The following is a 20,073-nucleotide window of genomic DNA, read 5'->3' on the forward strand; positions in this document are numbered from 1 at the left end:
AACAAACAGAATGCTATCGCTGCATAGTTGAACAGTGATGTTCAGCAGTGTTCAGCGTAAATGTATCAGTGCCATGCCTACAGCACCCTATGTTGCTGCGCCACACTGAACGGGAACCGCACCGCTGTCGCGATTAGGAAGTTGGGTTGGGCGCCAACAACTGTTCCCCCCTCAACATGCGGGCAGCAGCGCTGAGCAGCTCCTCTTCCAGATAGGGCTTGGTGAAGTAGGCAGTTGCTCCCAGCTCCCGTGCTGTTTGCCGGTGCCGTTCTGCCCCCCGCGAGGTGAGCATGGCAACCGGGAGATGCTTGAAGTTGCTGTCTTCCCGCAGGCGGGTGAGCAGTTCTAGGCCGTCCATCCGCGGCATCTCGATGTCGCAGAAGATGAGGTCGCAGGGCAGGCCGCCGCGCAGCTTTTCCCAGGCATCCTGGCCATCCCGCGCCTGTTCCACCCGGTAGCCCACCTTCTGGAAAGACATCGAGAGCAGCTCCCGAACGGTAATCGAGTCGTCCACGATCAACACGGTGGTCTGGCGCACCTCTTCCGGGGTCGGCTCCTCATCCCGGTGATCCAGCCAGAAGCGGTTGAGATCCCGACGGCGACCGTGGGCTATGTCCACCAGCTCGATGATGTCGGCAATCGGCAGGACTCGCCCGTTCCCCAACACCGTTGCCCCAGAAATGCCCAGTGGCTTGGGCACAGGCCCGCGCAGTTGCTTGATCACGATTTCCTGCTCTTCCACAAAGCTGTCCACCTGCAGAGCAACATACTGACCGGCACTTTGCAGGATGACAATGGGAATGATGCCCTCATCCTGAGTGATGCTGTACACCTCAGAACGGCTGCGGCTGTGGCTGCGGCTGTAGGCCAGCAGATTTGAGAGGGGCTGGAAGGGAAGGCGCTGATCCCGCCAGAGAATTGAGGGCCGCCCCTGCTCATCCGGCTGAACTTCGTCGGCAGGAACATCCAGCATCTCCTCCACGCCATCCAGGGGGAAGGCGATCAGGGCTTTGTCGCTGACACACACCATGGCCTTGGAGATGCTCAGGGTGAGGGGGAGACGGATGCTGAAGGTGGTTCCTTTGCCCCGCACAGAATCCACTTGGATACTGCCGCGCAGATCGGTGATGTTGCGGCGCACCACATCCAAGCCAACCCCCCGACCGGCCAGATCGTCCACTTCGCTGGCCTCGCGAACACTGAAGCCGGGGTGGAAGAGAACGTTGAACACTTCGTCCTCGTCGGCTTGTTCCGCCAGCAGCCCCAACCTTTGAGCTTTGGCCTTGACTTTCTCCACCGGGATCCCGGCGCCATCGTCCGAGACGATGATGATGGTTTGGTTGCCCTGATAGAAGGCCTTGACGGTGATCTTGCCCTCAGGGGGCTTGCCCGCCCGCCGCCGCTCCTCAGGGGTCTCGATCCCGTGTACCAGGGCGTTGTTCACCAAGTGGGTCATGGGGTCATAGAGCTCCTCCAGGATGGCCTTGTCGATGAGCGTGTCACGGCCTTCCACCACTAGGCTGGCCTGCTTGCCCGTTTTGATGGAGAGATCCCGAATGGCGCGGGGCAACCGATCGGCAACTTGCGAGAAGGGCACCATGCGCGCCCGGTTCAGGCCCTCTTGCAGTTGGGTGGTTACCTGCCGGAATTGGCGGGTGATCTGCTCGGCCTCATCCACGGCAAACTCGATGTCGGAGGAGGACTCGCGCACCCGCACGATGAGCTCAATGATCTCCTGGGCCAGAGCGTGGAAGGCCGTAAACTGATCCATCTCCAGCTTGTCGAACTCTTGGCCGGAGGAATGACTCCGCCTTCCTCGGCTGGACCCCTCCCCATTTCGACCGAAGCCCACCGTTACCGTGCCGCCATAGGCTGAGCTGCTGCGGCTGGAGAACAAAGCCGATTCCAGCAAGGAGCGGTCATACTGATCCCGCATGCGCTGGCCCAGATCCCCTAGCTGTTGCACACGGCCCAACAGGCCATCCAGAAACTGGCGCAGACGGGTTTGGTTTTGCTCCATGCTGTTGCGGATGACCACCAACTCTCCCACCAGGTTGTTGATGGAGTCGAGGTGGCGCACCTCCACCCGCATCACAGGGTTGCTGAGGGCAGCAGTTCGCCGTGAAGTCGGCCCAGTTGCCGCCGGGGCAGCTGCTGCTGGGGTGGGGGTTGCTGGAGCAGCAGCGGCAACTGGCGGCGAAGGTGCTGGCGCCGCAGCAGGTGCTTGGGCAGGAACCTCGAGATCGCCCAGGAGCGATTCCAGCTGGGCTGCAAAGTCGTCAGCAGCCTCGCCGCTCGCGGCTGCAGGGGATCCCACAAGGGGGGCGATAGCCTTTTCTAGCTCAGGGGTTACCGCCGGCTCGGCAGCGTCGAAGAGGGCGGCCAAATCGTCCAAACGGGGAGCCGGAGCAGCTTCCAGCGCCTCTTCCTCTGGGGTCTCGGCCTCGCCAACAGGAACGGCTAAGGATTCATCCTCTGCAAACAGGCTGGCCAACTGGCTTTCCAGATCGTCCTCCGCAGGCTGGAGGGCATTTTCTTCCTCCAGTGCGGCAACCGGCGGCTCTGGCTCAGACACGGGCACTTCCGCCAGGCTGCTCGCTTGCAAAGCTTCTGTGTCCTCCAGGAAGGTGGCAAGATCCAAGGGGGGTTCTTCTTGGGGCGCTTCCCCTTCTGCAAAGAACTGGCTCAACTCATCCAGATCCACCTGGTCGTAGAGCTCCGCTCCGCTAGCGCGACCGCCATCGGCATCCATGGCCGAGAGGGATCCCCTGGCCCCCAGGCTCAGTTCTTCTGGGTCGGATTCCTGGGTGAATAGGGCATCGAGACGGTCGAAGGAGAGCTCGGGGGAAGGGGCGACTGCCTCCTCAGCCGTGGGTTGCAGGTCTGCGAAAGACTCCTCCTGGACCGGGAACAGATCCTCCAGAAGCGCCCACTCCTGGGCTTCTGCTGTGTCCCCAGCTGCTGATTGGGTCAGGGGGATGGAGTCCCCATCGGACGCCTCCTCGAGGGTCTCGCCGGCGAAGAGATCCCCTAGGCTCAGCTCGGCTCCGAAGTCTGGAATTGGCGATTCCCTCGGCTCATTGGCCATGTCGGGCGACGTGGGGAAGGGTTCGCCGATAAAGAGATCCCCCAGTTGCTCAGCTTCGGCAGCATCAGCCTCAGCGATGTCCAGGGATGGGCCAAAAGAGGGATCCAAAAATACGGAAGGTTCACTTGCTTCCGGCATCGACCAAGCCGGATCGGCTTCTGCCGCAGGGGTGGAAAAAAAGCTCTCCAGGCTGTCTTCGGCAGTATCAAAGGCAGCAGAGTCGGCGAACTCTGAGGATCCCACCTCGTCGGATCCCGACTCTGCCAGATAATCTGCTGGGATGGAAAAATCCTCTAGCTGGATATCCGCGGAAAATTCAGCCCAGAGATCTGCTGCGATTTCCCCGTCCTCAAGGGCTTCCTGAAGGGGTGGGGACGGTTCAGCCGCCCAAGGATCGGCCTCCAGCTCACCAGCGGGAACGGCCTCCAAGTCCGGAAGCTGAGACCCTTCCTGCCGGAAAGCACTCTCTACGGGAAGTTCCTCCAGCTCAAATAGGGCCTCTACCCCGGCACTTGCGGCTTCGTCCGGGACAAAGCCGGATCCCTCGCCCATTTCCGCAGCAACGCTCTGGGCAGTCGGCTCCTGTTCAGCATCCCAGGCAGGCTCAGCAGAGACAAACCCCTCTGCCCCTTCACCCACCACTTCGGCAAACAGCTCCGCCAGATCGGCCTCAGCTCTCTCCTCATCCAACCTTGGGCTCAGATCCTCAAAGGTCTGCAAGAGGGGCTCAGGAGAGGAGGGGATCAGCTCCGTTGGGAATTCTTCAATATCGGATAGCGCTTCTGCGTTGGCAAACAGCTCGTCAAAGGCTGAGGTGGCTTCTTCCTCCAGATCCAAGGGAGTGGCATAGAGCTCCGCTCCGCTAACGCGACCGAAGTCGTCCGCAACAGAGGCCAAGTCAGCTCCCTGCCCGTCCTCTTCTGGGCTTTCTGCCGGCACGGCAGCTGTCCTCCAGTCTTCCTCCCAAGCCGCTTCGGCTCGGATCCCTGGCCAACTCAGATCCAGATCCCCCTCTTCCGCGGGAGCAGATCGGTGCTCTGAATCTGTTCCCGCCAGCGGGACGGAGTCCTCAGCAGTGCCCACTTCCCAAAGGGATGAGGTCTGCTCTGACACCAGATCCCAGCTTGTCTCTGCGCTCTCCTGCTCCGGCGACAGGGCAGCTCCGGGCTCATCCTCTTGAAAGGATGTCTCAGCGAGGGTTACCGCTTCCCAGCTCAGATCGGGGGTAGCGCCTTCCTCCGCAGGGATCCCAGCAGCCACAGCCCAATCCTCCGAGGCACCCTCCTCGGGTTGGGGGAACAGCGGCTCTGCCTCAGACCCCCAAGCAAGACCAAGGTCGAAGGGCTCAGGGACTTCTGGCTCTTCAGGGGCTGCCGGAACAGGGCGGAAAGCCAGCAGCTCAGCCGAGGGCTGAATGGTGTTTGCCGCTCCATTGGCCAGGGCCTGGTGGGCTTGCTTCAGATCTCGCAGCACCGGCAGGGCCAACTGCCGCAAATCCTGGCCGGGATCCGCCAAAATCTCGCCCACCAAGCGGGTCAAGTCTGTCCAGCCTCCCAGTTCCAGAGCCGAAGATTGCCCCAAATCCTGCAAAGATTGGGCCAGAGCTTGCAGGGCCGGTCGAGTGGCCGGGTCGTCAGGACGTTTGAACAGCTCCAGCATCTGGCGCAACAGGGCCGGGATCTGCTGATGCACCACCACCTCAAGAGGATCCGGTGGGGCAGGGGGAGCGGCAGGGCGAGCCAATTGTTGCAGTTCTGAAGAAGGGGCAACCTGTTCGGCCTTGCCGTCTAGGATGAGCTGCTGTCCCTGCTTCAAATCCCGCAAGGCAACCAAAGCCAAAGTTCGCAGGTCGACATCGGGGTTGCCCAGGGCTTGCTCGAAAGTTTCCGTCAACTGTTGCCAGCCCGCCAGATGATGGACTTGTCCGATCTCCTTGAGAACGGCATTCGCTGCTGCCAAGCGCTCTCGGACATCTGGCTGATCCCGTTGTTTAAACAGCTCCAGCATCTGGCGCAACTGCTGCGGCACCACCTCCGCCATGTCCTGCTGTAGGGTGCGAACCGCCGGCGACGAGACGGGAGTTGGAGCAAGGCTGGGAACAGTGCCCTCGCCAAGAAGATTTTGAATGTGCCTTTCGGTCTCTTGAAAAACCGGCTCCAGTTCCGCCAGGGTGGTGTTGCTGACTTCTTGGGTGAGGCCGCGGGGGCTCTGCAGCTCCTCCAACAACATCGAAAGCCCATCAAAAGCCCGCAGCAGCAGGGTTTCCAGGTGCTGATCGACAGGCACTCCGCCTGGACGGGAGCGAAAGATGTTGAAAAAATCTTCCATGCGGTGGGCCGTCCGTTGGATGCTGGTGAGGCCCAGCATGGCAGCTCCCCCCTTGATGGAGTGAGCAGCTCGAAACAGCTCGTTGATCAGCTCGGGATCGCTCATGCTGTCCCGCAAGCTGAGGAGCACTTGTTCAATCGTTGCCAAGTGGTCGCGGGCTTCTTCGATGAAATAACTGAGGATCCGCTTTTGTGCTTCTTCATTCATGGCAGGAGGCCCTTCCTACAGCCCACAGGTATGCATCAGTAATAGCAGACCGGACAGATTGAGGCTCGCCTGAGCGAAGAGTCCGGCCAAAAGTCGGAACAGGGGGATCCCGGTGCCATTTGCTAAGGATCGATAACGTCTCCTGCATGGGGATCCTTGTCCCTAGAATGCCCTCAAAACAGCAGATTCGCTCATTCATCCCCAACCCGGAAGCGACCGACAGAAGTTTGCAACTCGCGGGCGATGCTCACCAACTGTTGGAGCGAAGCTGCCACCTTCTGCGCCTCTTTAGAAGTCTCGTTGGCGGTCAACTCCACCGATTGCATCACCTGCGCCACAGAGCGAGAGGTTTCCGTTTGTTGCACGGTGGCCTGAGAGATCGCCCGCACCAACTCGTCGATCCGGCGACTGACCTCGATAATCTCGTCCAGGCTGTTCTTGGCCTGCTCTGCCCGCCGCGTCCCCTCGATCACCAGTTGGGTGCCCTCTTCCATGGCCGTCATCACGTTGCCGGTTTCCGATTGAATCTGCAACACGATCTGCTCGATCTCCTTCGAGGCTTTGGCAGCTCGGTCGGCCAGTTGTCGCACCTCATCGGCCACGATGGCAAAGCCCCGTCCCGATTCCCCGGCTCGTGCCGCCTCGATGCTGGCGTTGAGGGCAAGCAGGTTGGTGCGCGAGGCAATTTGAGAGATCAAAGCCACAATTTTGGAAATTTCCTGCGAGGATTCCGCCAATCGCTTCACTTTGCGGGTGGTTTCTGCCACGGTTTCGCGAATTTCCAGGATGCCACTTACCGTGCGATCCACAGCTTCTCCACCCCGAGCGGCTGCTTCTGTGGCTTGGGCAGTCACGTTGGCCGCTTCGCGGGCGTTGCTGGCCACCTCTTGAATGGAGTCCGTCATCTCCTGAATGGAGTTGAGGGAGTTGGAAATCTCCTCCGCCTGGCGCAAGGCGTCGGCAGAGAGGCTGCGGGCAAAGTCCTCGTTCTGCAAGGCGGCATCGTTCACGGCGGCGGCGGCCCGCTTCACCTGGCTGACAATGTCTCGCAGACTGCGAATGGTCAGGTTAAAGGAGTCGGCCACAGCCCCCAGCACGTCGGCAGTCACCTCTGCCCGCACCGTCAGGTCTCCACGGGCAGCCCCTTCCACGTCGTCCAGCAGGCGAATCACCTGGCGCTGTAGGTCTTCCTTAGCTTGCCCTTGCTCGGCAGCCCGCTGGCTCAGTTCGGCGAAGTTGGCTTCAAGGGCAGCCGCCATCTGGTTAAAGCTGTCGGCCAAGCGCCCCAGCTCATCGTGGGTGTTGGCTGTGGCTCGTACTGAATAATTCCCCTGGGCCAAGGCGGCAAAGTGGCCGGCCAGCTCTTGGGCGGTGGAGCGAATTTGTTTGGCACTGCTGGCCCCGAGGATAACCCCTGCTCCTGTGCCGATCAGCCCGCCTCCAATCACCCCGGCAATCAAGCGAGCTCCCCCATTGGCCGGGATCCCAAGGCCAATCGCCAAGCCGGCAGCCAAACTCACAGCTCCTTGGATAAGCGCTATGGCCAATTGCCGATCCCCAATCGGTCGGTTGGCGATCCCAGCAGAGGTTCTTGCCCCTTGTTCACCTACACTGGGAATAGGGAGGGAGGCCGTGGGCAGCAGAACTTGGGCCGCTCCGCTGCCGGTCTCCGCCATTGGGCTCATCCCCCCGGTCGCCCCCTCATCTGGGCGGAAGGCACCCACCGGCTCACCGCCATCCATGCCGGCAAGTTCGCGATCCAGGCTGTCTAGCTCGTCAAGCTCGAAGAGGGCAGAGCCGGGACTGGCAGTATCTTCATCGGGGGCAGGGATCGGCTCACTCATGGGGGCAGCCAATTCAGTCGGCAGGCTTTCTTCCAGGGATCCCCCTTCCTCTTCCTCAAGACCGGGCAGGGAGAAGCCCATCTCATCGGGAAAATCGGCATCGCCGGCCAACTGCGTAATGGAGTCGGAGTCGCCTTCTAGGGCTTCCAGATGCTCTCGATCGAACTCGTTGAGGAAGGCAAAGTCATCTTCGACCACCGGATCGGTTTGAGGCCCGCCCTCTTCCGAGCCTACCCGTCGCGAGGTGGCCGGTGGTGTTACCCGAGAATGGGTTGGCATCTGGTAAGATGAGCCCAATGGATCAGCTCCCGGCATTTGCAGGCTGGTCTCAAAGGGATCCCTGAATCTCTCTTCCCCCATGAAATCGCTGCCAAGGCTGTCTGCCTCCAGTGGAAAGGGATTCTGAGCAAAGGGATCCGCCTCCTCTTCCCCCATCTCCTCGAACTGCAAGAAGGGATCGGGAGCAGAGAAAGCCTCTTCCGAAAAGGCATCCGACCCACGGGCAAACTCATCTGGAGAGCGAAACTCGTCCGCTTCTGGGGAATCGGGAAGATCCGCCAGCTCCGGTGCCATTTGCAACAGCTCTTCTAGACCCTTCCGGGCCGACTCCAGCTCATCGGGATCACTGGCTGTTTGTAAAATGGTGTTGTAGGTTTGGCGAGCTTCCAACAACTGCCCAGCTTGTTTTTGTGCCAAAGCCAGCAGCAGCTTGACAGCAGTATCTTGCGGTTCAGCAGCGGCCACTTGGTTGAACAACCGCACCGCCCGGACGTAGTCTCCCTGCCAAAAGGCGGCCATCGCATCGGTGTAGTCTCTCTGACTGTTCGCGCTCGGAACCATGGATCCTCCCTTCACTGCTTGCCTACCTCTGTTCACGCGTCAACACAGATGCAAACGGAACGCCCCCAACACCTCAAAACCCCATGGATGCAGGCTATCCCCCCTTTTCCACATTCAGTCAAGCAAGAGTGGGCCTTTCTGCCGCCGTCTCAGGGCTTACCCTCAACAGCCTCGACACGCATCGGTAGGGGATAGATTTGGTCCAACTTTCCCCATTGTGGCTGGAGTTAGCTTGGATCTTTGATAGGAACTATACACTTTCCTCTCGCCGAACTCACAGGGGGCCGCTTGTCAACCCCAACGATTGGATCGCAGGATGGCCGACTGATCCAGCAATGGCAAGCGCGATCCCGTTCCGGGCACCACCCATTCCCCTCGCAAAAAAGGAGCCATGGACTCAGGAGCCGTGAGGGCAGGCCGCACCAATTCAGTCTTCAGCCACTCCATGCCTACAATTAAATCCACAGCCAAGCCCATGAGCAAATCCTGTTGATCCATCACGGCCACCACAGGAATCTCGGCTCGGTCGATGTTCAGGGGCGGGCTGATCCCCAAAAATTGCCCCAGGTCTGCAACCCAGATGATCTCGCCCCGCAAATTCAGCGTGCCCAGCAAAACTGGGGCCACATTGGGCATGGGGGTGATTTTCTCTGGGCCAATGCTCATCACCTCCACAACCGATACCGCTGGCAGCGCAAATTCCTCCCCGGTGGCAATCTTGAACTTTAGGAATAGCTCACCTTCGGGAGCCTCCATCTCCCGCAACTCTTGGGTCTCATCCCCCATCAATAAATCCAGATCCCCCAGCATGATGCTCCCCCGCATGGATAGTCTTGTGGACTGTTGATCCCGCCCCCCTCCCTGCTTAAAACGCAGAGTCGTTCTCAGGACCTACCGAAAGGCGTGGAAGCAGAAGGGGCAGCTCTCAGCCTCTCAGTAATTGCTTAATCGTACCCACCAGTTCCTGGGGCTGGAAAGGCTTGGCAATGTAGGCATCCGCTCCCTGGCGGATCCCCCAGTAGCGGTCAAATTCTTCGCCCTTGGAAGAACACATGACGATGGGCGTTTTTTGGGTGAGAGGGTCGGCCTTGAGAAGACGGCACACCTCATAGCCGTTCATGCGCGGCATGACGATGTCCAGCACGATCAGGTCGGGTTTGTTTTGCTTCACCGCCTCTACGGCCTCCACCCCGTCTTCCACAGTCATCACCTCGAAGCCGTTTTCCTGCAGCAGCTTGCTGATCATCTCCCGCTGGGATTGGCTATCTTCCACCACCAAAACGCGACTCATTTCCGATTCATCTCCCGCAATTGATGTTTGATGGTCGCCAGGAGCTCTTGGGGCTTGAAGGGCTTGGTTACATAGGCATCCGCCTGGTTGCGCCTGGCCCACTCGATATCAAAGGTCTGGTCTTTGGTGGAACACATGACGATGCGAATGTGTTTGGTACTTTCATCCCCCTTTACTTCCCGGCATACCTCGTAGCCGTTCATGCGCGGCATGACAATATCCAGCACCACCACATCAGGCTTCTGCTGGCGAATGCACTCCATTGCCTCTACGCCGTCTGTTGCTGTGGAGACTTCCAAACCGTTCTCGGAAAGCAAGCTGGAAATGGTCTCCAGGTAGGTACGGTTGTCATCCACCACCAGCACTTTGCCCATCGCCGTCTTGCTCCTTTTGCACTCCCGCGCAACCGTCGGGCTGCTTTGACTGAGGTTTGCTCTTGTAACCTCACCTGGCTCCCTGGCTCCAAGTCGGCCATGCTACCCCTATTGTTTCGGTGAGGCCACTCTTCTGTCCAGTACCCCGCCCACAGTCCTCTGTGCCAACATTTTGGCTACCCCAACGCCTATTCGCCACCGCCCCGTTTGGGGGGAGGGCCCACGTAGGATTCGACAATGGTCAACAACTCCTTTTCCGCAAAGGGTTTGCTCAAAAATTCGTTCGCTCCGGCCATGCGGGCCTTAATCCGATCGGTGAAGCCATCCTTGCCGGTCAGCATGATCATGGGGGTTTCGCGAAACTGGCTGGACTTGCGCAACATGGCGCACAGCTCATACCCATCCAATTTGGGCATGGCCACATCACAGAGGATCATATCTGGGTTGAGGAGAAACACCTGTCCCAAGGCTTTGAGAGGATTGCCGATGGTGGTGACCTGGTAGCCCTCGTTTTGCAGGATGAACTCTACGGTTTTTTGGATGGCCATAGAATCGTCGATGCAAAGGATGTGGCTGGGCTTATCGCTGGGTTTGAGGGGACGGCTGGGCTTGGGCTCCACGATCAAGACGGGCTCGGACAGTTGAATGACCCCTTGGCGGACGTAGGGATAGATGGCCTTGGCCACCGCCAGGGTGTCTCGACCCAGGTAGCGACCCATCTGGCGAATGCTGGTTTTGCCGTCTGACCACTCGCTCAGGGCTTTGAAGACGGGGGCGGGCAGGTTTTGCTGGAGCGGCAGGGGGTTGACGATGGTGGGAGCTTGGTTGGGAGCTTGGATGTAGGGGTGCAGCTTTTTCCACTCCTGCACTTGGGCTACGATCTCGGTGAGCAGGGGGGTAACGGGGAAGGTGGTCAATTGGGGGGCCAGGGGGGATCCAGCCTCGAAAATGAAGGAGCCGTGGTGGAGGCTAAGCAGGTCGAAGAGGACTTCCCGCACCATGCCCAGCAGGATTTGCTTGCCCTGGTTGGGGTTGAGCTTGTGGCTTTCCAGCAAAGACCAGAGGCGGTTGTATTCGGGGGCGTTGACCGCGGCTTTGTGGGGAATTTGAATTTCCTCCAGGGCGGCTTCCAGCTTGAAGCGGTGCAGATAGTCTCTGAGGCGGGCAATGTTCCCTTCCGTTTCAGAGGCGTAGATAATCCGCCCATTCAGGAAGAAGACAAACCAGTAGACAGAGGGGCTGGCCTCTACAAAAAGCTCACCGGTGCGCTGGCCCAGCTCGATGAGCTGAAGGATGCTGCGGATATCGATCTCTTGTAGTTTTCCTTGCATGGGATCCCTGCCCGAAGTCCAGCAAGATACGTCCATTATGACGCTAGTCTTTAACTGTTGCTGCCCCGCCGGTAAGGCCATTTTCGGGAAGAGGGTTAAAGTTTAAAAAAGTTGGGGTTTGACTTGGGCCGAGCGCCTGCATTCCCCGAGGTATCTCTGGACTCCAGCAGACCCTCCCAATTAGAGCAGAATGGAGAGAACTGCCACCAGTAAACCTGTTCTTTGAGTAACCTATGCTGCCAATTCTCACCTCTTGGGTGCTTGGCCCACTGTTGGCGCTCTACACCCTCCTGTTTGTGCTGCGCATCTTTCTGTCGTGGTATCCGCAACTGGATACTTCTCGGTTGCCCTACTCGTTGGTGGTCGGCCTGACGGAGTTTCTGTTGCGCCCGACCCGTCGCCTGATCCCGCCTCTGGGAGGTGTGGACATGGCCCCTGTGGTTTGGGTGGGCCTGGTTACCCTGTTGCGGGAGGTGTTGCTGGGGCAACAGGGGCTGCTGACAATGGCCCTGCGCTGAGAGCGTTTTTGCCAACCATCTCTCATCGACTCTGCAAAATTGGGATCCGCTCGCCGAGGCTCTGGAAAGGCTGGCCCTCGGCGCCTTCTCGGAGCTCCTCCTGTCTCTGTCGCAGTTGCCGGATCAGCTCCGGCACCACCTGGTAGAGATCCCCGACAATGCCGTAGTGGGCAAATTTGAAGATAGGAGCGGCGCTGTCTTTGTTGATGGCAATGATCGTCTGGGATTTGTCCATGCCCACGCGATGTTGAATGGCCCCAGAAATGCCGCAGGCGATGTAGAGCTGGGGGCGGACGGTCTTGCCGGTTTGGCCCACCTGGTGGGCATAGGGGATCCACCCAGAATCCACGGCCTTGCGGGAGGAGCCGACAGCGCTGTTGGGAAAACAAGCGGCCAACTCCCTCAACAGCTCAAATCCCTCTGGGGATCCCAGCCCGTAGCCGCCGGAAACGATCACCTTGGCGCGGGTGAGATCTACCGCCTGGGACAGGTTGCGCACCGTTTCCACAATCTGCAGGCGCAGATCGCCGGGATCCAAGTTGACCGGCACCGGGATCACTTCCCCCTGGCGGGATCTGTCCCAGGGCAGGGGCACCATCACCCCTGGGCGCACCGTGGCCATTTGCGGGTTTTTCCAGGGGCCAAGGATGCGAGCCTTGAGAGATTCGCCGAAGCTGGGCCGGATGGCATAAAGGCAGTCGGGGAAGAGGCCGGACTTGCTGGGATCTTTGCTGTTGGTGTACTCGAAGGGGCCAATGTCCAGCTCGGTGCAGTCAGCGGTCAGGCCGGTCTCCAGGTGGGCGGCCAAGCGGGGGGCCAGATCTCGCCCGGTGGTGGTGGATCCCAGCAGGATGGTGTGGGGTGGTTGGGGCCAGCTTTTGATCAAGTCTGTGATCACCCGGCGGTAGGGCAGGGTGCGGTATTCGGCCAACTCGGGGTGATCGGCGATGAAGACTTGATCTGCCCCGTGGCCGATCAGAATTGGGGGCAAGTGGGCAATGTTGTATCCAAGCACAAGAGCGCTCAAGGTGGCTCCCAGCTTATCGGCCAGCCGCCGCCCGGCCCCCAACAACTCTAAGCCAATGGGCTGCAGTTCCCCGTTCACCTGCTCGGCGAAGACCACTATCCGCTTGCGATCCATAAAACTGTGACTCCTAGGTTGAGATCGGGATTGAATCGGGTTGGGGTTGCGACGATGTCAGCAGAGTTCTTCTGGGTCAACTTTTCACCGCAGCCAGCTGGCCTGGGGTCGATGATCAGACAGTGATGATTGAGGGGCGATGGGGGGCCGGTGGGGCGCAAGATGTAAAGATCTAGGAGGTTGCGGCGTAGCGGGAGAGGTCAACGGCCTGGGTCAGTTGGTTGACCAGTTGGGGGACGGATTGTCCCTGAAAGACCTGACAGTTGCCGCCAATTTCCCCCACTTTTTCGGTGGCAGCCACGATGGTTGGGGATCCCTTGAGACCGCAGCGCTCCGGGTCTGCCCCCACATCGTCCAAGTTGAGGATCTGGATCGCCTCGGCCCGTGCCGCCTCATCCCGCATTAGCCGCTGCACCCGCTGCACACCCCGTAGAGTGGGGTAGGCCAAACGCCGAGCGGAATTGGCCACCGTAATCAAAACCGGCAGGGGCACCATTACGATTTGGGATCCCCCTTCGATGGCCCGCCGCGCCACCAGGATCCCATCCCGAATCTCGAAGGCTTCGCAATAGGTGACCTGAGGGATCCCCAACCGCTCCGCCAACTGCGGCCCCACCTGGGCCGTATCGCCGTCGGTGGTCTGGAGCCCGCAGAAGATCACATCGGGCCGGCCAGCATAGCGAACCGTCTGGGCCAGAGTATAGGCAGTGGCTAGGGTATCGGAAGCGGCCAAGCGGCGGTCGGTCATCAAAATGCCCCGATCCACCCCGTGGGCAATGGCCTCGTAGAGCACCTCAATGGCCGGGGGTGGCCCCATTGTAATTGCCGTTACTCTCGCCCCGTGTTGCCGTTTGGTTTGCAGAGCTGCTTCCAGTGCATAGCGATCAAAAGGGTTCAACATCCGCTTGGCCTTGGCGCGATCGATCGTGCCGTCACTGTTGATGCCGGCCTTGGCGTTTTGATCGGGAACTTGCTTAATCAGAACAAAAGTTTCCAAGGGCCTAAACTCCCTAGTGATCCCCTCCAGGTTAAAAGGGATCCCTGGGCACCACAAACTTATTCAGCTTTTTTTCGGGATCGGAAAAGCCACCCCGGCATTAAGCCCTCATAAGCTGCCTTTCCCAGCACATTGGTTTCCCAAGTTTAAGTAACCTTAAACAAAGTTTGAGATATTTCCTCACTGCTCTGGGTCGCTTGCGGTTCTCCCCTCAAGAGAAATTTGGGCTCCCTCCTGTGAACAGGACAAGCTTTGGGAATATCTCGCTTGGATGACAGAGCCAATCGCGACAGCGGGCCGTAGGCCTTTGAGCTACGTCTCTCACCGGTCATCGAGAAAAGTTGACCAGCTGGCAGGAAGGGCTAGCTGTCTGCAAAAGTCAACAGACAGAGGCCTCAAAGTTGGTACCGGATCATCCAGATCAGCCGATCATCCGCTCGGATTTTGGGGGAAGCAGGCTGTTGTCAAACACTTTCTTCAAAGGGGGCTTGCTAGACAAGCCAAAGCCATCCACCACCTGAGCAATTGAGGTTTCCATACGCGCGGGCACCACATCCCCCAAGCCAATTTGTCGCACCTCATCGGTAACAAACAGGCGCGGCATGGCCAGGGCGAGGCGCAATTTCTCAGTTGCCGTATCCAGCACTTGTCCGTCGGCCTTGGCTTTGTCCAGAAGGGCCAACATATTGCCATCGGTATCACGAATAGTGTCTTGCCAACCCTTGACATAGGCCCGCAAGAAAGCTTTGAATTGCTCAGGCTTCTCACGCAGCAATTGCACACGGGTGATGACGGCATTGCCATACAGCTCAAGGCCGTAGTCGTTGTAAAGGAAGGGAACAATATCTTCCAGCTTGACCCCGCCCCGCACCAAATTGGGCATGGCCGAGGTCATAAAGCCGCTGATGGCATCCACCCGACCTTGGATGAGGAAAGGTTCGCGCAACTGCGGCTCCATAGTTACCCACTCCACCGAGCCCGGATCGATGCCGACTTGCTTGGCAAAGACCGGCCAGAGCCGACGCGGCGCATCCCCTGCCGGTGCTCCTAGCTTCTTGCCCGCCAGTTGGGCCGGCTCCCCAATGCCCTTATCTTTCAAGGTGTAGATGCCAAAGGGAGAGCGATTGAAGTGGACATAGATCGCTACCAAGGGCACGTCCGGATTTTTGGCATTGAACTCGATCATGGAGTAGGGATCCCCTTCCCCCAGGTCGTACTGGCCAGCGGCAATCTTGGTGATGGAATCGGCGGAGCCATAGCCGCGCTCGTAGGTGACCTCCAGCCCCTCTTCGGCGAAGTAGCCCTTCAAGATCGCCGTTACAAGGGGGGTATCCATCGAAGAGGGCAACCAAGAGAGGGTAAACTTCAGGGGCGTCAGTCCCTGGGAAACCAGAAGCGGCCCGCGGCTCTGAGCCCTCGCCTTTAGCCCTCCAACGGCAACCCAAGAGGCAGCCGCAGCAGCAGATTGAAGGAATTGACGACGCGACGATTTCGGGATGGACATACTAGTAAACTCCACAGCAGCTGTCTCAGCAGAAATCCGCAAGCGGGAAGGCGAGCATTACCGCCAAACAACTTAGCAAAGCAGAGTTAAACTTTTGTATTCGGTGATACTTTGTACCCAAAAGCTTGGCCTAAAGCTCTGTCCCGTCAATTTGTCAGAGCCATCTTCACAAAGCAGGCGAGCAAAAGCAAAGTTTGGCTGGGGGAGCATCTATTCTTTTGTCAGAGCCGGTTGGCTGTCGATATGATGATGCTTTTACTGCCCCAGGCATTCCTGGAACCTCTCTCGACGTCTGCCGACACGAACAGCCATGGCCACTCAACCCGTATCCACCTCGCTGATTCGGTTTCTCACCGCCGCCGTAGCCGAGAGCATTCGACGGGCCTCAGAGGCGGGGCAACTGGGATCCCTGGCCCCCCAGCAAGCCACAGCGATTGCCCCCGTGATCCAGATCCCCAGCGACCCTCGCTACGGCGATTACGCCTGTCCCACCCCCCTGGGCATGGCCAAGCTCTGCCGCCTAGCACCGGCCCAGATCGCCCAAACCCTGCAAAAACACTTGGATCTGCCGGACATCGAAACTCAGGTGGCGGGAGGAGGGTATCTCAACTTCCGGCTGGGGGATCCCTTTTTGGCCGAGCGCCTGCAGGAGCTGCTGCATCTGGGAGAACACTTCGGCAAAACAGCCACCCCCCATCCCGAGCGCATTCTGCTGGAGTTTGTCTCCGCCAACCCGACGGGGCCTTTGCATGTGGGCCATGGGCGTTGGGCTGCCGTCGGCTCCACAGTGGCCAACCTGCTGCGCTGGACGGGGCACCAGGTGGAGCGGGAGTTTTACATCAACGATGCCGGCAACCAAATGCGGCTCCTGGGCCAGTCCCTCGAGGTGCGGGTGCGGCAACTGCAGGGGGAAGAGGTGGCTCTGCCCGAAGATGCCTACCATGGCAGTTACTTGGTCGATATTGCCCGGCGGCTGTTGGGTCAGGTCAAGGCCGGGATCCGCCCTCTGCCCACCACCCTAGAGGAGTACACCGATTTTGCCTATGGGGAAATGCTGGCCTGGCAAAAGCAGACCCTGCAACAACTACGCACCGAGTTTGATCACTGGTTTAGCGAGCGCCGCCTGCACACCCCCGATCCCCAGACAGGCCTGAGCGCCATCCAGCAAGCTTTGCAGGAGCTGCAAGAGCGCGGCTTTCTCTACAAAGCCAAAGCGCCGCGGGGTGAGGATCCCAAGCCAGGGGCCGAAGAGGCCGTCTATTTCAAAACCCAAGAATTTGGCGACGACAAGGATCGGGTGGTGCAAAAGGCCGATGGTTCGTTCACTTATCTAGCCGCCGATATTGCCTACCACCGGGATAAAGTGCAGCGGGGATATCACCGGCTGATCAACATTCTTGGCTCGGATCACCATGGCTATATCGGCCGCTTAAAGGCGGCGGTGGGTGCCTTCAGCCCAGATGTCAAGCTGGAAATCTTGATTGGACAATTTGTCAAATTGTTCAAAACCGACCCGCAAACCGGTGAGAAAACCGAAGTGCGCATGTCCAAGCGCACCGGCAACTTTGTCTCACTCAATGACCTGATCGAAGATCCAGAAATTGGCGTGGGGGTCGATGCAGCCCGCTGGTTTTTGCTTAGCAGCAGCATGGACAGCCCCATCAACTTCGATTTGGATTTGGCCGTCAAGCAAACTTTCGATAACCCGGTCGTGTATGTTCACTACAGCCATGCCCGCTGTTGCACTCTGCTGCGGCGGCTACAGGAAGAAGAAAAGGTTGAACTGACCAACAAAGTCCCTTTGACGGAGCAACAAAAACTGCCCTACAAAGAGCCAGAAGAGCGGGCCCTGCTGCTGCGCTTGTTGGCCTTGCCGGATGAGCTGATCGCCGCTGCCGAAGAGCGCGCTCCCCACAAGATCATCCGCTATGCAGAAGCCATCGCCGCCGATTTCAACAAGTTTTACGACAACTGCCGTATTTTGCCGCTCTTGAAAGAGGATCCCCTTTTGGCCCAAGCCCGCATCCAATTGGTGCAGGCCACGCAGCAGGTTTTGTTTAACGTCCTCACCGGCATTCTCGGCCTGAGCGCGCCGGAGTCTATGTGATTTACGAAGGAGTGCCGTAAGGCCCCCAGCTCACGCTCTGGGCGGAAGCCAGCTATAGCGGTCGCGAGTAGGTCAATTGCAATAAACCGTTCCACAACGCATAGTCATTTATCTCACCGTCAAGGTGAAACAAACGACCGGTTGCTTCCTGCTAAGGCCTCTGGCCCACTAGCGCGATCAGTTGAAATAGATGGTAATAAAAACCACGACTGCTATCAGCCCCTTTGATTCCGGTAACGCCGATCCCCGTCTCGATGAGGGAGAGGAGATAGGGCTCAAGCGCCTAAGTTTCGACTCTGTGGGCGCGCAAGAGCAAGTTGGTTCCCAAGTCCTCTTGGGCTGCCCAAAAGGCGCAAATCCACCACGAAACCTCGTCTTGGCGATAAATGCCACAAGTGAAAGGATAAGGTTGCAAAATATTCGCCATCTGCGCTAAGGCCGGAACTTCCGCCATGTAGTCGGCCCACACTTGAGGATCCAAGGCTTCGTAGGTGAAATCGGAAGGAAAGAATGTGCAACTGGATTCCAGGCTGGGCCGGTTGGTCAGCAACAATTGAGCAGGATCTGAGGATTCACAGCCCAAGCGATCCCCGATCTGAAAAGTCAGTTGAAACAGGCGGTTAATCAGATCAAATTGCTCAGGGCTCATAAGTTCAGAATTCCTAACTTTCAGATTGGGATGGGCGTTAGAGTTGACAGGTGCGACGGCTGCGCTCCAGCTCCGGCTCGATCCAGGAGAGGGCGAAGTGACTCACACAGGGCAACTGCGGGAAGCGGCGGGCCAGCTCTGCTGTTTGGGTTTCCAGGCTGGGGCGTTGCCGCTGGGCTTGTCCCCATAGACCGGCAATGGCCGGGCAGACAAAGGTTTGGGGAGAGGCCACAGCCAGGACCTGCTCCACCTGCTGCGCCACACAGGAGCTATCCTCGCACTTGGCATAGGCCATTGGGTGCCATTCCATACCCGGATCAAAGCGGTCCCAGGGTTGCAGACGAGCGTCAAACCCTTCTCCTACTGCTTGGTTGCCTTCTGGGAAGAAGACAGCCCCCACCGGGATCCCCAGCCTCTGGGCGGGTTGGGCGGCCTGCTGTAGATAATCGAGAACGCCGTAGCGGGCAAACTCGACGCTCAGCTGCCAAAGCTGCTGCTGCCAACGTTCTTGGCGAACGGCGGCGCTGGGGGTGGGGGAAGGGGCAGGAGTTGGTGCTGCTGCCTCAGAACTGGAATCCGCCGGTTTCTCCAGACTCTCTGGTAAATCTTTTGCAGAGGAAAGCTGATCCCCCTGCCAATTCCTGCTGGCCATGTCTTGGGCAGCCCAGTCCAGTAACTCTGGGGAAAGCGCCCATTTCTCGGTCGGGCTGGGCCAGGGATCCCCTGGCTGACGCCATCTGGGTTCCTCGGCGTAGGCGGCATCCAACTGCTGCACATCCCTCACCGTCACGTAGCCCTGGCTTAGGTAGCGCTCCAGCAATGCCCGACCCGCCGAGTTTTCTGCCAAATTGAGGTAGGCTTTCCGGGCGGCCTCTCCATGAATCCACAAGTCTCGGACGGTGGCTGCCACGCTGGATCCCCCTGAGCCACGCGGATAGCGAATGTAGTCGAAAAGGATCCCATCCGGCTGTCGCTGTAGGATGCGGCGGACTAACTCGGCAAAATCCCGCCGTGCCAGGGGATGAAAGGGATCCACAAATACCTCGCCAGGACTGCCCAGGTCTTCCGAAAGGGCTGTAGCGGGATCCAAGACGGTGGTGATGCCGCGACCGTTGCGGGCCAGGGCCACCTGTCGATCGGGCCGTTGTCCGTAGCTGTAGCCGAAATTGAGGGAAAACACCCAGGCATAGGCAGATAAGCCGCGGCGTCGTGCCGCCTTCAGAGCCAGATCCAACAAGTCGGCGTTGGGCTGTAAGCTGGGCCAGATCCCCCCTGCGCCATCCGGCAAAATAGAGCGGCCATCGTAAAAGGTCTCGATAAAGACGCGGTTGTAGCCCAGGTTCACTACTTGGTCGAATACCTGATCCAACACGCCCGGATTGGCATCACAGGGATGCAGACGTACCCAGATGGCCTGGATCTGGGGCCAGCGTTGGCTGCGGCAGGCAATCAAGGCGGCACGATGCTCGTCCAAAATCTGCGCGTATTCGGCCCAGGCGACATCTGACCGGTTGGCCTGTTGGCGCAGTTGAGACTTGCGGGCCACTTCCGCAGGCGGTTGCTGACAGAAGGCATTGAGCAGGGATCCCGCCGGTTCCTGGCTGCCCTGAAGCCGAGAACCAGAGCCCGGGAAAAGAAAACGGCCCGGCCCCAGAAATTGGGCATGGGCTGCGATCCCCCATCCCAGCAATATCAGTGCGCCCAGCACACCCGCAAGCCAGCGGCTCCCTTTGTTTTTTGGCAGTCTTAGCACTCTCAACCTCCACGAGAATGTCTGCGATCGTACTCTTCTCCTGCCCAGAGAGCGGCTATTGAAAAAAAACAGCCGCCCGTGCCCACACCGGCGCAATCCCT

13 protein-coding genes are annotated in these 20,073 nt (G+C 59.0%); 2 read left to right on the top strand and 11 right to left on the bottom strand.

What is annotated here, in order from left to right:
- Positions 1-133 precede the first annotated feature (133 nt).
- The 6 genes from NW840_RS04415 to NW840_RS04440 form a co-directional block, all read right to left on the bottom strand.
- A complete protein-coding gene (locus NW840_RS04415; RefSeq protein ID WP_414342623.1) occupies positions 134-5,623 on the bottom strand; it encodes a response regulator in 5,490 nt (1,829 codons plus the stop codon).
- Positions 5,624-5,814: 191 nt separating this feature from the next.
- Entirely contained in the window at positions 5,815-8,307 is a 2,493-nt protein-coding gene (locus NW840_RS04420; protein WP_414342625.1) for a methyl-accepting chemotaxis protein, read from the bottom strand.
- Positions 8,308-8,598: 291 nt separating this feature from the next.
- A complete protein-coding gene (locus tag NW840_RS04425; RefSeq protein WP_011433530.1) occupies positions 8,599-9,117 on the bottom strand; it encodes a CheW domain-containing protein in 519 nt (172 codons plus the stop codon).
- 115 nt (positions 9,118-9,232) lie between these two features.
- On the bottom strand, positions 9,233-9,598 hold the full coding sequence (locus tag NW840_RS04430; protein ID WP_011433531.1) for a response regulator transcription factor: 366 nt from the start codon (positions 9,596-9,598) through the stop codon (positions 9,233-9,235).
- On the bottom strand, positions 9,595-9,972 hold the full coding sequence (locus NW840_RS04435; RefSeq protein WP_414342628.1) for a response regulator: 378 nt from the start codon (positions 9,970-9,972) through the stop codon (positions 9,595-9,597). Before NW840_RS04435 ends, NW840_RS04430 begins: the two co-directional genes overlap by 4 nt.
- A gap of 188 nt (positions 9,973-10,160) precedes the next feature.
- The gene (locus NW840_RS04440; protein WP_414342630.1) at positions 10,161-11,303 is read right to left on the bottom strand and encodes a response regulator; all 1,143 of its coding nucleotides are present in this window, start codon (positions 11,301-11,303) and stop codon (positions 10,161-10,163) included.
- A gap of 233 nt (positions 11,304-11,536) precedes the next feature.
- Here NW840_RS04440 and NW840_RS04445 point away from each other — a divergent pair, with 233 nt between their 5' ends.
- Positions 11,537-11,821, top strand: coding sequence for a YggT family protein (locus tag NW840_RS04445; protein ID WP_414342631.1), 285 nt, complete (start codon positions 11,537-11,539; stop codon positions 11,819-11,821).
- A gap of 22 nt (positions 11,822-11,843) precedes the next feature.
- On the opposite strand, the gene NW840_RS04450 is transcribed toward NW840_RS04445, so the two are convergent.
- The 3 genes from NW840_RS04450 to NW840_RS04460 all read right to left on the bottom strand — a co-directional run bounded on the left by NW840_RS04450 (position 11,844) and on the right by NW840_RS04460 (position 15,463).
- A complete protein-coding gene (locus NW840_RS04450; protein ID WP_414342633.1) occupies positions 11,844-12,962 on the bottom strand; it encodes an electron transfer flavoprotein subunit alpha/FixB family protein in 1,119 nt (372 codons plus the stop codon).
- A gap of 172 nt (positions 12,963-13,134) precedes the next feature.
- Entirely contained in the window at positions 13,135-13,959 is an 825-nt protein-coding gene (locus NW840_RS04455) for an electron transfer flavoprotein subunit beta/FixA family protein (RefSeq protein ID WP_414342635.1), read from the bottom strand.
- A 421-nt stretch (positions 13,960-14,380) separates the two neighbouring features.
- Positions 14,381-15,463: an ABC transporter substrate-binding protein gene (locus tag NW840_RS04460; protein ID WP_414342637.1), complete on the bottom strand. Its 1,083-nt coding sequence runs from the start codon at positions 15,461-15,463 to the stop codon at positions 14,381-14,383.
- A 310-nt stretch (positions 15,464-15,773) separates the two neighbouring features.
- Between NW840_RS04460 and argS the strand changes: the two genes are divergently transcribed.
- Complete coding sequence (argS, locus tag NW840_RS04465; RefSeq protein WP_414342638.1) at positions 15,774-17,570, top strand: arginine--tRNA ligase; 1,797 nt, start codon at positions 15,774-15,776, stop codon at positions 17,568-17,570.
- Positions 17,571-17,853: 283 nt separating this feature from the next.
- On the opposite strand, the gene NW840_RS04470 is transcribed toward argS, so the two are convergent.
- Together NW840_RS04470 and NW840_RS04475 are read right to left on the bottom strand one after the other, a co-directional pair.
- Entirely contained in the window at positions 17,854-18,219 is a 366-nt protein-coding gene (locus NW840_RS04470) for a hypothetical protein (protein ID WP_011433539.1), read from the bottom strand.
- A gap of 37 nt (positions 18,220-18,256) precedes the next feature.
- On the bottom strand, positions 18,257-19,927 hold the full coding sequence (locus tag NW840_RS04475; protein ID WP_414342640.1) for a hypothetical protein: 1,671 nt from the start codon (positions 19,925-19,927) through the stop codon (positions 18,257-18,259).
- Between the last annotated feature and the right edge of the window lie 146 nt (positions 19,928-20,073).

This window comes from Synechococcus sp. R5-13, assembly GCF_047462015.1.
GTDB lineage: Bacteria > Cyanobacteriota > Cyanobacteriia > Thermostichales > Thermostichaceae > Thermostichus.

Bases quoted from the DNA above. Each gene is read 5' to 3' on its own strand.
- NW840_RS04415 (WP_414342623.1), bottom strand. From the start codon at position 5,623: ATGAATGAAGAAGCACAAAAGCGGATCCTCAGTTATTTCATCGAAGAA.
- NW840_RS04420 (WP_414342625.1), bottom strand. From the start codon at position 8,307: ATGGTTCCGAGCGCGAACAGTCAGAGAGACTACACCGATGCGATGGCC.
- NW840_RS04425 (WP_011433530.1), bottom strand. From the start codon at position 9,117: ATGCTGGGGGATCTGGATTTATTGATGGGGGATGAGACCCAAGAGTTG.
- NW840_RS04430 (WP_011433531.1), bottom strand. From the start codon at position 9,598: ATGAGTCGCGTTTTGGTGGTGGAAGATAGCCAATCCCAGCGGGAGATG.
- NW840_RS04435 (WP_414342628.1), bottom strand. From the start codon at position 9,972: ATGGGCAAAGTGCTGGTGGTGGATGACAACCGTACCTACCTGGAGACC.
- NW840_RS04440 (WP_414342630.1), bottom strand. From the start codon at position 11,303: ATGCAAGGAAAACTACAAGAGATCGATATCCGCAGCATCCTTCAGCTC.
- NW840_RS04445 (WP_414342631.1), top strand. From the start codon at position 11,537: ATGCTGCCAATTCTCACCTCTTGGGTGCTTGGCCCACTGTTGGCGCTC.
- NW840_RS04450 (WP_414342633.1), bottom strand. From the start codon at position 12,962: ATGGATCGCAAGCGGATAGTGGTCTTCGCCGAGCAGGTGAACGGGGAA.
- NW840_RS04460 (WP_414342637.1), bottom strand. From the start codon at position 15,463: ATGTCCATCCCGAAATCGTCGCGTCGTCAATTCCTTCAATCTGCTGCT.
- argS (WP_414342638.1), top strand. From the start codon at position 15,774: ATGGCCACTCAACCCGTATCCACCTCGCTGATTCGGTTTCTCACCGCC.
- NW840_RS04470 (WP_011433539.1), bottom strand. From the start codon at position 18,219: ATGAGCCCTGAGCAATTTGATCTGATTAACCGCCTGTTTCAACTGACT.